The following is a 12285-nucleotide window of genomic DNA, read 5'->3' on the forward strand; positions in this document are numbered from 1 at the left end:
AAGCAAAAAAGTACCGATTATCAATAGTAATTTTACCATTGAGGCAAGGAAAATTGGACTTTACAATGTAAATATGAATCCGTTTCCAAAAAACTACTTAAAATAGGTGATAATAAATGCTGGAAAAATTAATCGAAGAGTTCAAACAAATATTTCATTCATCAGAAGCTATTCGCTACTTTTTTGCGCCAGGACGTGTCAATTTAATTGGAGAACATACGGATTATAATGGAGGGCATGTTTTTCCTTGTTCATTGAATATAGGAACGTATGCGGTAGTGCAACAACGTCATGATCGAAAAATTCGTATGTACTCTAAAAATTTCCCTCAAGTAGGTGTTATTGAATCTTCTGTAGAGCAACTAACGTACAAAACCGAAGATGATTGGGCTAACTATCCAAAAGGAGTAATGGACACCTTCAAAAAGCACGGATATGATATTCCTTTTGGTTTTGATATCTTGTTTTTTGGCAACATTCCTAACGGAGCAGGGCTTTCATCATCGGCATCAATTGAGTTAGTCACATGCGTACTTTTAAATAAAATTCTTGAGCTGCATATTGATATGATGGACCTTGTAAAAATGGCGCAGCAAGCTGAAAATGAATTTATTGGCGTAAGCTGCGGCATAATGGATCAGTTTGCGATTGGAATGGGAAAGGAAAATCAAGCTGTATTGTTAAATTGTCAAACTCTTGAATACCAGTATAGTCCACTGCAATTAACAGATGCTGTGCTCGTTATTTCTAATACAAATAAGCGAAGAGGGCTGGCAGACTCAAAATACAATGAACGCCGCATGGAGTGTGAAAGAGCGCTGTCTGATTTGCAAACTTCACTTTCCATTGATTCGCTTGGTGATTTAACAAAAGAACAATTTGAAAAGCATAAGTCTTTAATACAAAATGAAGTAGATTGTAAGCGTGCTAAACATGCGGTATACGAAAATGAACGTACAAAAGAAGCGGTTGCTAAATTGCAAAACGGCGATTTAAAAGGATTTGGTCAATTGATGGATGAGTCGCACCGTTCGCTGCGAGATGACTATGAAGTAAGTGGAAAAGAACTAGATGCTCTTGTAGAAGCAGCTTGGTTGCAAGAAGGTGTGATTGGATCACGTATGACCGGTGCAGGCTTTGGCGGCTGTACAATCAGTATAGTAAAAAAAGCAGAGGTTGATAGGTTTATTGAGCGAGTAAGAGACTCCTATTATAAGAAAACGAATTTAGAAGCTGAATTTTATGTGGTTACGGTGGGAGAAGGAGCGCGCGAACTCACATTAGAAGCAGTATAAGAGAAAACAGATAGGGAAAGGAACGAGTGTATGTCAGTCAACATTCATGAAGAAATCACCAGACTTATTCAATATGGTTTACAAAAGAATCTATTAACAAAATGGGATATAGATGTGGTGAGAAATAAACTTCTGGAAGTGTTAAGGCTCGATGAATATATCATGGTAGAAGTCAAAGAAGAGCTTTTGGAACATCCAGCTACTATTTTAGACAACATGCTTGATTGGGCTGCAGAAAACAATCGAATCGCTGAGAATTCTATTACCTATAGAGATTTATTCGATACAAAAATAATGGGTTGCTTTGCAAGCATGCCTTCAGAGTTTAATCGAACATTTTATGATCACTATCAACAAAGCCCCCAAAAAGCCACAAGCTACTATTATAAGCTGTCAAAAGACATTCACTATATTCGCAGAGATCGAATTGCTAAAAACGAAAGATGGGTAACGGACACTGATTTTGGAGAACTTGAAATTACCATTAATTTGTCTAAGCCGGAAAAAGATCCAAAAGCAATTGCAGCAAGCAAATCATTAAAAGAAAGTAACTATCCGCTATGCCTTCTTTGTAAAGAAAATGCTGGTTATGCAGGTCGCATTAACCACCCAGCTCGTCAAAATCACCGGATTATTCCTGTGGAATTACAAGAAGAGCTGTGGTACATGCAGTTTTCGCCTTATGTTTATTACAATGAACATGCCATTGTTTTTGCGAGCGAGCATACGCCTATGCATATTTCAAAGAAAACGTTTAATCGGCTGCTTGCCTTCGTTGAGCAGTTTCCGCATTATTTTTTAGGATCAAATGCAGATCTACCAATTGTAGGAGGATCTATTTTAACACATGATCACTTTCAAGGCGGCTATCATGAGTTTCCTATGGCTAAAGCAAAAATAAATAAATTATTTTCTCTTAAATCGCATCCAGACGTGAAAGCTGGAATTGTTCATTGGCCGATGTCGGTTGTTCGTCTTCAAAGTTCGCACCTTTCACCATTAGTGGAAGCAGCGGATTTCCTTTTGAATAAATGGAAATCATACAGTGATCAAAGCGCTGGTATTTTAGCTTTTACAGATCAAACTCCTCACAACACGGTCACGCCTATTGCTAGGAAAAGAGGAGACTTATACGAATTAGATTTAGTACTGCGAAATAATCGAACAAACAGCAAACATCCAGATGGCATTTATCATCCGCATGCAGAAGTTCATCATATAAAAAAAGAGAATATAGGTTTAATCGAAGTAATGGGCCTTGCGGTATTACCTGGTCGTTTGAAAGATGAGATGAGTTTAGTTGCCAAAGGATTAGTTCAGAATAACTTGAGCGAGTTAGCCAGCAGGCATGATCAAGTGAAAAAACATGTGAAGTGGGCTGAACAAATAAAGAAAAAGTATCCACATATTGAAGCAAAAAATGTCCAAGGCATACTCCAACAAGAGCTTGGATTTGTCTTTGCAACTATTTTAGAACATGCAGGTGTGTTTAAACAAACTACTGAAGGGAAGCTCGCATTCAGCCGCTTTATGAACTCGTTAAACGAAGAGTAAATCATTCATAAAAACAGGCAGCTCGTAATGAGCCGCCTGTTTTTATACAGTTAGGGCATGCTGTTTTAAAAGGGTATATAGCGCCTGTGTTCCTTTATCTTCATCGCCTTGTTTTTCGAGCTGTTCATAAAGTGATTTTGCTAATTTTAACCCTGGTGTATATAGCTCCATTTCTTCTGCTGATTCAATAGCAATCTTCATATCTTTAATAAAGTGTTTAATATAAAAACCTGGTTCGAAGTCTCCTTTAATCATGCGAGGAGCTAAATTGCTTAACGACCAGCTTCCCGCTGCACCTGTTTCAATACTTTTTAGAACAGTATTTGGATCTAATCCAGCTTTTTCAGCATAAATTATCGCTTCGCATACACCCATCATATTAGAGGCAATAGCAATTTGATTGCACATTTTGGTATGTTGACCAGCACCAGCGCTTCCTTGAAGAACGATATTTGTCCCCATTTTTTCAAGGATAGGCGTAACGGCAGAAAATGCTTCAGGATCTCCTCCTACCATAATCGCTAATGTTGCTTTTTGAGCTCCAACATCGCCTCCTGAAACAGGAGCGTCAAGCGCATAAATGTGCTTTTCTTTGGCTGCTTGATAAATCTCACGAGCAAGTATAGGACTCGATGTCGTCATATCAATTGTATAGCAGCCTTTCTTCGCATTATGTATAATGCCATCTTTACCTAAATAAATCTCTTTTACGTCGTGAGGGTAGCCTACCATCGTGATAATAACGTCAGATTGTTGAGATACTTCTTGAACTGTTTCTTTCCATGTGGCTCCTTTTTCAAGTAATGCTTGAGCACGAGTTTTTGTTCGTGTATAAACAAGGACTTCATATCCCGCCTCAATTAAATGACCGGCCATGCTTTGACCCATAACGCCCGTTCCAATAAAACCGATTTTTTCTTTAGTCACAGCAGCATTCACTCCTAAAGTTAATAATTTGATTATTCTAAAATTATATAGTTAAAGTTTGGCATAATCAATGATTCTAACTAGATATCGATAAAAGTGGTATCAGTCGTTCGATTTAAATATGAGTCCATGACAGAAAGCGATGAGAAGAGCCTATGCCAAAAGATAAAAAAAGCGCTGGCTTCACAGCCAACACTTTTTAGTGGTGATTATTTGCTGGTTTATTCGGTACACCCAGTTCTCCAATCAAAATTACAACCAGCGTGAAAACTCCTCCAAGGATGGAAGCGGTTGCGAAATTGTAAGTACCTCCCGTCATTGCAGAGATTACGTACACTGCCATATTCATTAGTAAAAAGCCCCAAACAAAAGCCATTACGACACGCATTCTATTCACCTCGTTTACAGTACAGTTTGATTTTATTTTAGCATATAGCAATCAAATAAGAAATTGAATTTTTTATGAATAGATAGGGGGCGTGTTTCTATGTAGAAACAAAAGAGCAATAAGTTAGAAATAGGCATTATTCTAGTGCGCTTTTTGATGGTTCTATCATACACTGTATGGAACAACTAGTAAGTTACGGAGGAAGAGCTATGATACATCGACGCTTTTTTAGCTTAGATACGCAATGGAATGTCGTACATGTCCCTGAACGACCGAATGGTTTCGGTGTGTTAGTATTGGGTGATAAAGATCATTTTGTTGAAAGTTCAACTAGCTTATGGATTCAGCACGGCGGAAGGTCACAGCTGTTGCAATATTTACAAGATGAAGGGTATACAGTATTTTATTCCAATTTATATGGTCGGCACTGGGGGTCTCCTGAAGCATATCACCTGGCAAAACAGCTTTATCATTTAGTAATGAAACAAGAAATTTTAAATAAACGAATTCATATTTTAGCTGAAGGAATGGGATCTCTGTTAGCGCTACAGCTAATGGAAAATGACGGCAATACGTTCATTCGATCAGTTGGTTTATTAAATCCATGTATTGATCTTCATACGCATGCAGAACATGAAAAAAATAATAAATTTTTTTATAAACAATTCACGAAGGACTTGACACAGGCTTATAAAGTGGAGCGAAAGCAGGTATCAAAGCTAATTAAGGAATATCCTTCTGTTACAGAATTAAAATCAACGCTGCCCGTAAAGATATGGACTGCGCCTAGTGCTTCTACTCACTATCCGATTGCACACAGCAAAAAATATGAACTACATCGTGAAGAACTTCACTCTCCAATTATGCTTTCACTTTATTTACCAGAAAAAAACTATCTGTTTGAACGATCGCTTCTTCAATTTTATAAACAGCATGAAAAAGTGTTATAAGCGAAGCTTCTATGATTATACATATCATAGGGGCTTTTTGTATAAGAGACAAAAGGAAACAAAGAGCTCATGATGCTTTCACAGATGAACTTCTTTGAAATAAGGAATGAGTACTTTCTATAACGATAAGGCTTGACGCTTTTTGTTGAATAAATGATGAATAAAGAATTGGAGGCAAAGACATGGGAAATGTAGTGATAATCGGGGCAAACCGCTTTATTGGTTTTCATTTATGTATGGCTTTTTTAGACGAAGGTACGGAAGTAAAAGGGTATACACATTCTGCTCATACGGAAGAAGATGACCTGCAGGAAGAGATGAAATTTTTTCTAGGACGAAACGCTAATTATGCATCGACTGAAGTAGGGGAGTCATTAGATATGATTACGTCAGAAACAGATATTGTCTACTTTACGTATTTTGATGGAGGAGATTTTTATCATCCTGATTTTTTAAGAAAAAAAATGCAAAAAGCGCAGCAAGTGCTCATTCAAGCGCTTAATAAATGTCGTCAATTCAACATTCAATTTGTGTTTGTTTCTACCATGCGGGTATTTGGAGATCAGCAGCGAAAGATTCAAGAAACAACGGTTCCAGAACCAGACAGTAGTGAAGGAAGGCTATACGTTCATTTTGAGCGAATGATAGAAAAATATAAAGACGATGGATGGCCAATTATGATTGTCAGAACGCCCACTCTTTACGGACCTTGGCAACCTTTGTCAATGTGCTATTCTAAAAATATCGCAGGGTACGAAGAGGCTTTTAACGTTATGGAAGGCACAGATTTTATTGTTTATATTGAAGACGCTGTAAGTGCCCTTAGACGCTGTAAAACAGCTGTGTTTTCATACGAAGTAGTTCATTTGGTTGAAGAGAAGTTACAGCCATGGACCGCAGGGGCAAATATTACTCATATGGATGTGAAGAAAGAGGCGGCTCAGGAAAAATATGAAATCAGCAGGAAAGCGAAAGAATTGCTGCATTTTTCTTCAACAGTAACAGCTAAAGAAGGCATTTATCTGCAAAAAAAACATATGAGAACATTCTTTTTACCTTTTCATTAAAGGTGAAAGTTGTGCTTATAGAATAGATTCGCTAATATAAGGAGGAATAAATGTTTTTAATAAAGGAGATTTCATTATGGAAGAGCAAAATATGCAATTCATGCAAATTGCAATGAAGTATTTGCCAGAAGCAAAGCAGATTTTAGATGAAACAGGCGTTGAGTTATCAATGGAACATGTACAGCCCGTATTATCATTACTAACAAAAGTAATGAACGATGCCTATGAGCTTGGCAAGCAAGATGCATTAGCTGAAAATGAAACCAACTAAAAATAACAGCTCGGTAGAATCCGAGCTGTTATTTTTGTTTGGAAAATAAAACGAGTAAAGGAGCAAACTGTTTAAGGAGAGGAGCTAGTTCTTCGACAGCGAGTACAATTCCATCAATTTGTTTAAATAATCGTTCCCATTCCTCCTGTTCTCTTTCTTCTCTTGATTTTCTACGCCCAGCTCCAAACATAAAATCAGAAAAAGATTCATTTCTTTGTCTTCTTGCCATGATACTCATTCCTTTCACTATCTTAAAGATGGGTAAGTTTCTCCCTAATGTCCCATACTAGAGTAAGAGGGACCCGTATGATTACTATATGTAGCATGATAGATAACTGAGTAGGACAAACACCTATATAGACAAAAAATAAAAAATGAAGTAAAATTAGTACCAACTCATAATAATTGATTATATAATCGATAAATGAAATGACGGATATAGGTTTTATAGGAATATAAGCCTTTTATTTAAAGGAGAGGTTGATATGAACGCTGGTGTTCTAGGAATTGGACGTTATGTACCAGAGAAAGTTGTAACAAATTTAGATCTTGAAAAAGTTATGGATACGTCAGATGAGTGGATTCGTACGCGCACAGGTATTCAAGAGCGCCGAATTGCAGCCGATAACGAGGACACATCTGATTTAGCTTATAAAGCAGCAGTTGAAGCTTTACATAAAGCTAACGTCGAAGCAGAAGATATTGATATGATCATTGTTGCTACGGTAACGCCAGATCAACCGTTTCCTACAGTATCATGTATGCTACAAGAGAAACTGGGAGCAAAAAAAGCAGCTTCTTACGATGTGAGTGCAGCATGCGCAGGATTTATGTACGGCATGATTACAGCTAAACAATTTATTGAAACCAATGCTTACAAGCATATATTGGTGGTCGGTGTAGAAAAGCTTTCTAAGATTACAGATTGGGACGACCGTAATACGGCTGTTTTATTTGGAGACGGTGCAGGTGCAGTTGTAATGGGACCTGTATCAGAAGGACGAGGTATTTTATCCTTTGAATTAGGATCCGACGGTACGGGAGGCAAGCACTTGTATCAAAATGAGCTTGATCATATTGTAATGAACGGACGCGAAGTATTTAAGTTTGCTGTTCGACAAATGGGGGAATCTGCTGTTAATGTAATTGAAAAAGCAGGTTTAACAAAAGAGGATGTTGATTTCCTTGTACCTCATCAAGCAAATATTCGTATTATGGAAGCAGCAAGACAGCGATTAGACTTGCCTGAAGAAAAAATGTCTAAAACAATCCAATATTACGGCAATACATCAGCAGCATCCATTCCAATTTCAATTGTCCATGAGCTTGAAGCAGGGAAAATTCAAGATGATGATTTAATTGTAATGGTTGGCTTCGGAGGCGGCTTAACATGGGGAGCTATTGCTATTAGATGGGGAAAATAACACTACATTTTTAAAGCAACTGAAGGAGATGAATGTACGATGAATAAAAAACGTGTAGTTGTAACAGGGCTTGGTGGGCTTACACCAATTGGAAATGACGTAGAAACAGCTTGGAAAAACGCAGTAGCAGGCGTATCTGGCGTGGGTCCTTTAACAAGACTAGATGCAGATGAATTTCCGGCTAAAGTAGCGGCTGAAGTAAAAGATTTTAACGTGGAAGATTTTATTGACCGCAAAGAAGCTCGTAAGATGGATCGCTTTACTCAATATGCGATGGTAGCTGCATTGGCGGCTGTTAAAGATGCTGACTTGACTATTACAGAAGAAATTGCTCCAAACGTCGGCGTTTGGATTGGTTCTGGAATTGGCGGTATGGAAACGTTTGAAAACCAATATTCAACGTTATTAGAAAAAGGTGCTCGCCGTGTAAGTCCATTCTTCATTCCGATGATGATTCCTGATATGGCGACAGGACAAGTTTCTATCGCTTTAGGGGCGAAAGGCGTGAATTCTTGTACAGTAACGGCATGTGCAACAGGCACCAACTCTATTGGTGATGCGTTTAAAGTAATTCAGCGCGGAGATGCAGACGTGATGATTACAGGCGGTACGGAAGCGCCGATCACACGTTTATCTATTGCTGGTTTCTGTGCGAATAAAGCACTTTCTACAAATCCAGATCCTGCAACGGCATCTCGTCCGTTTGATAAAGACCGTGACGGCTTTGTTATGGGAGAAGGTGCGGGTGTTATTGTACTTGAAGAGCTTGAGCATGCATTAGCACGTGGCGCACGTATTTATGCTGAAATTGTGGGCTATGGTTCAACAGGGGATGCTCATCATATCACAGCGCCAGCTCCAGGAGGAGAAGGCGGCGTTCGTGCAATGCGCCATGCGATTGAAGATGCAGGCCTACAGCCAAGTGATATTGATTACATCAATGCTCACGGTACAAGTACAGGATACAATGATAAATTTGAAACAATGGCTATTAAAGAAGTATTTGGTGACCACGCTCAAAAAGTAGCAATTAGTTCAACAAAGTCAATGACTGGACATTTGCTAGGAGCTGCTGGTGGAGTAGAAGCTATTTTTAGTGTAAAAGCAATTCAAGACGGTATTCTTCCTCCAACAATTAATTACCAAACACCTGATGAAGAGTGCGACCTAGACTACATTCCAAACAAAGCGCGTAAACAAGAAGTAAAAGCGGTGCTAAGCAACTCACTTGGTTTTGGCGGTCACAATGCAACGATCATCTTTAAAAAATACGAAGCATAATAAAAAATTCTAGGCTGATGCCTAGAATTTTTTTATTTTTGATAACCAAAAGAGTAGCTGTGAACATATCATGAAACAAAAGGATGAAGAAAGCGAGGAAAAAGCATGCCGATTGTTTCAACTTCTACTTGGACGGAGCCGAAAGAAATAAGCCGTTATCTTGAGCGCTATTTTAAGAAATTAAAAGAAAAAGAATATATGGAATTACTTTTTAACTACGGAATGTGTCCTCCTTCTTTAATATTTATAAAAGAATTAGAAGAGATGAAGGAAAGACAGGTTTGGAAGAAGGTTAAAGCACATTACGAGAAACTCAAAAAAGCATGGAATGGGCCGGACGTAGCGGTGCTATTGCTTCCAAGCGACCCTAGAAATCGGAAAATGCAGCGTGAATTTAACGGAAGAGCAGGTGTCGCTTTTACTGATAAATTATTTGTTTTTATGACAGGCCAAACATCCGATGAAGAAATGTTAGCGGTACTTACCCATGAATACCATCACGTCTGCAGGTTAAAAGCCATTAATAAGTCTGATGAAACGATTACTTTGTTAGACGCTATGATGATGGAGGGCTTAGCTGAAAGAGCTGTAGAGGAGTATTGTGGTAAAAAGTATTTAGCCCCTTGGACAAATTATTACACGATCGAAGAAGCCAAAAAAATGTGGGAAAAGCATGTTAAACCTTACTATAACTTGCGCGCTGACGAAAAAAAATATAATCAACTATTATTCGGCCGAAATTGGTATCCAGAAATGATGGGCTACAATATTGGCTATCATCTCGTTACTTCCTGCATGAAGCCTCAAAATTTGACCACTATCCAGCTGCTTCCTCTTAGCACCAATACTATCTTAAAAAAATCTGCGTTTGAACTGTAAAAAAACAAGTGCTATATACCTAAAATGAAATTTAGTAAATTTTATCCTATTTTTAACAAAAATTAGAGGGTTTGTGCGTTAAAGTGCTGAAGAGATATTCAGAAATGGTTATTTTAAAAATAAAAAATATATTTAATTTTCGAAAAATATTGATTTTGTAATAAAATTGTAATAATATCTTATTCAAATATAACAATTTTTAGAAAAATGAGGTGTGCACTATAAATGGATAAAAAGCCCGTCGAATCGACACCTTTACTAGAAGTAAAAAATTTACAAACTGCTTTTTCCATTAATAATTCCTGGCATAATGCTGTGGACGACGTGTCATTTCAAGTCGGACGAAAGCGAATTGTAGGAGTTGTAGGGGAATCTGGATGTGGAAAAAGCGTATTGTCTTTATCCGTTATTGGACTATTACCTAAAGTAAATAGTCAAATTAGAAGCGGAAGCGTTTTATTTAATGGAAAGAATCTTACGCATTTATCAGAAGATGAGATGAATGATGTTCGTGGGAAAGACATCTCAATGATTTTCCAAGAACCGATGACATCTCTTAATCCCGTGTTAACCATCGGGTATCAGCTGCAGGAAGTACTGTTTAACCATATGAATATATCAAAAGCAGAAGCACGTGAGAAAAGCATTGCGCTTTTAAAAAGCGTTGGTATTTCGAGATCCGAAAAGCTCATCGATGAATATCCGCATCAGCTGTCAGGAGGAATGAGACAGCGTGTCATGATTGCCATGGCGGTAGCTTGTCAGCCTAAGCTTTTAATTGCCGATGAGCCGACAACGGCCCTAGATGTTACGGTTCAAGCTCAAATTTTAGAATTGTTAAAAGAAATTCAAGAAAGCAATGATATGTCTATTATTATGATCACACATGATTTAGGAGTCGTTGCTGAGATGTGTGATGAAGTGATTGTCATGTATGGAGGGAAAATTGTTGAGCATACAGAGGTCGATACATTATTCTATGCCCCAAAACATCCTTACACGAAAGCACTTCTTCACTCAATCCCACGTATGGAAGATGATGTAGAAGTATTAAATACGATCAAAGGAATTGTGCCTTCTCTTGTAAACATGCCACGGACAGGCTGTCGTTTCGTTAACCGCTGCCCTCATGCAATAGAAGATTGCAGTTCCGTTACGCCTGTTCTTCGCGCGGATTCACCAGGGCATGAAGTCGCATGTCTGCTGTATGAAAATAGCTATCCGTCAAAAGGAGTGAAGACAAGCTAATGACTAAAGCGGTAAAAGATGTATTGCTAGAAGTTCAGCACTTAAAAACCTACTATCCTATTCACGGCGGATTTTTCCGAAAGAAAATTGGTGATGTAAAAGCAGTTGACGGTATTTCTTTTGCTATTCGAAAAGGTGAAACGCTCGGACTGGTAGGAGAATCCGGATGTGGAAAATCCACGGCAGGTAGAACGATTCTAAGACTGCTGGAACCAACTAGCGGCAAAATCATTTTTGATGGTAAAGATATTACAGAAGTAAAAGGGACTTCTCTCCGTAAAATCAGACAAGATTTTCAAATGGTTTTTCAAGATCCTTATGCTTCCCTTAACCCCATGCAAATGGTAGGAGATGTTATTTCTGAACCAATTCGGAACTTTACAGGAAAATCAACCAATCAATTAAAATCAGAAGTTATGAATCTACTTACAAAAGTAGGGTTACCAGAAGATGCATATTATAAATATCCTCACGAATTTTCTGGTGGACAGCGTCAGCGTATTGGCATTGCACGTGCACTTGCCCTTCATCCAAAACTTATTGTTGCTGATGAACCGGTATCAGCACTCGACGTTTCTGTTCAATCACAAGTTTTAAACCTTCTTAAAGAACTCCAACAAGAATTCGACCTAACCTTTTTATTTATTGCCCATGATTTGAGTGTTGTTAAACATATGAGTGACCGTATCGGTGTTATGTATCTAGGCGGTTTAGTGGAAATTGCCGATAAGAAAAGTCTATATGCCGAGCCATTGCATCCTTATACGCAAGCGCTTGTATCGGCTATACCTGAACCGGATCCACGAAAGAAAAAACAGCGTATTATTTTACAGGGAGATGTGCCAAGTCCAATTGATCCACCAAAAGGCTGTGCGTTTCATCCTCGCTGTATGCATGCAATGGCAGAGTGCAGCCAAACGAAACCTACCTTAAAGGAGGTGAGATCTGGACACCAAGTAGCTTGCCATTTATATAACTCGTAAAAGCTACATACGAACAGA

At 38.2% G+C, this 12285-nt stretch carries 13 protein-coding genes; 10 read left to right on the forward strand and 3 right to left on the reverse strand.

What is annotated here, in order from left to right; all coding sequences use genetic code 11:
- Positions 1-116 precede the first annotated feature (116 nt).
- Both ACLHDF_RS14665 and galT read left to right on the forward strand, forming a co-directional pair.
- Complete coding sequence (locus ACLHDF_RS14665) at positions 117-1295, forward strand: galactokinase (RefSeq protein ID WP_413919480.1); 1179 nt, start codon at positions 117-119, stop codon at positions 1293-1295.
- A 30-nt stretch (positions 1296-1325) separates the two neighbouring features.
- Positions 1326-2849, forward strand: a complete 1524-nt coding sequence (gene galT / locus ACLHDF_RS14670) for a UDP-glucose--hexose-1-phosphate uridylyltransferase (protein ID WP_413919481.1) — start codon at positions 1326-1328, stop codon at positions 2847-2849.
- A gap of 42 nt (positions 2850-2891) precedes the next feature.
- Here galT and ACLHDF_RS14675 read toward each other — a convergent pair whose 3' ends face one another.
- Positions 2892-3776, reverse strand: coding sequence for an NAD(P)-dependent oxidoreductase (locus ACLHDF_RS14675; RefSeq protein WP_413919482.1), 885 nt, complete (start codon positions 3774-3776; stop codon positions 2892-2894).
- 199 nt (positions 3777-3975) lie between these two features.
- Positions 3976-4164, reverse strand: a complete 189-nt coding sequence (locus ACLHDF_RS14680; RefSeq protein ID WP_413919483.1) for a YjzD family protein — start codon at positions 4162-4164, stop codon at positions 3976-3978.
- A gap of 209 nt (positions 4165-4373) precedes the next feature.
- Here ACLHDF_RS14680 and ACLHDF_RS14685 point away from each other — a divergent pair, with 209 nt between their 5' ends.
- The 3 genes from ACLHDF_RS14685 (at position 4374) to ACLHDF_RS14695 (ending at position 6452) form a co-directional block, all read left to right on the forward strand.
- Entirely contained in the window at positions 4374-5114 is a 741-nt protein-coding gene (locus ACLHDF_RS14685; RefSeq protein WP_413919484.1) for an alpha/beta hydrolase, read from the forward strand.
- 182 nt (positions 5115-5296) lie between these two features.
- Positions 5297-6181 carry an NAD-dependent epimerase/dehydratase family protein gene (locus tag ACLHDF_RS14690; RefSeq protein ID WP_413919485.1) on the forward strand — a complete coding sequence of 295 codons (885 nt, stop codon included), beginning with the start codon at positions 5297-5299 and terminating at the stop codon, positions 6179-6181.
- A gap of 76 nt (positions 6182-6257) precedes the next feature.
- Entirely contained in the window at positions 6258-6452 is a 195-nt protein-coding gene (locus ACLHDF_RS14695) for a ComZ family protein (protein ID WP_413919486.1), read from the forward strand.
- A gap of 28 nt (positions 6453-6480) precedes the next feature.
- Here ACLHDF_RS14695 and ACLHDF_RS14700 read toward each other — a convergent pair whose 3' ends face one another.
- The gene (locus ACLHDF_RS14700) at positions 6481-6681 is read right to left on the reverse strand and encodes a hypothetical protein (protein ID WP_413919487.1); all 201 of its coding nucleotides are present in this window, start codon (positions 6679-6681) and stop codon (positions 6481-6483) included.
- A 256-nt stretch (positions 6682-6937) separates the two neighbouring features.
- On the opposite strand from ACLHDF_RS14700, the gene ACLHDF_RS14705 reads away from it, so the two are divergent.
- The 5 genes from ACLHDF_RS14705 (at position 6938) to ACLHDF_RS14725 (ending at position 12267) form a co-directional block, all read left to right on the forward strand.
- Positions 6938-7876 carry a beta-ketoacyl-ACP synthase III gene (locus ACLHDF_RS14705; RefSeq protein WP_013081747.1) on the forward strand — a complete coding sequence of 313 codons (939 nt, stop codon included), beginning with the start codon at positions 6938-6940 and terminating at the stop codon, positions 7874-7876.
- A 39-nt stretch (positions 7877-7915) separates the two neighbouring features.
- A complete protein-coding gene (gene fabF, locus ACLHDF_RS14710) occupies positions 7916-9157 on the forward strand; it encodes a beta-ketoacyl-ACP synthase II (RefSeq protein WP_115653062.1) in 1242 nt (413 codons plus the stop codon).
- Between the two features lie 105 nt (positions 9158-9262).
- On the forward strand, positions 9263-10036 hold the full coding sequence (locus ACLHDF_RS14715; RefSeq protein WP_413919488.1) for a DUF2268 domain-containing protein: 774 nt from the start codon (positions 9263-9265) through the stop codon (positions 10034-10036).
- Positions 10037-10261: 225 nt separating this feature from the next.
- The gene (locus ACLHDF_RS14720; protein ID WP_413919489.1) at positions 10262-11284 is read left to right on the forward strand and encodes an ABC transporter ATP-binding protein; all 1023 of its coding nucleotides are present in this window, start codon (positions 10262-10264) and stop codon (positions 11282-11284) included.
- Entirely contained in the window at positions 11284-12267 is a 984-nt protein-coding gene (locus tag ACLHDF_RS14725) for an ABC transporter ATP-binding protein (protein WP_413919490.1), read from the forward strand. The genes ACLHDF_RS14720 and ACLHDF_RS14725 overlap by 1 nt, the downstream gene beginning before the upstream one ends.
- Positions 12268-12285 lie beyond the last annotated feature (18 nt).

It is taken from the genome of Priestia megaterium, assembly GCF_046599315.1.
GTDB classification, from domain to species: domain Bacteria; phylum Bacillota; class Bacilli; order Bacillales; family Bacillaceae_H; genus Priestia; species Priestia megaterium_F.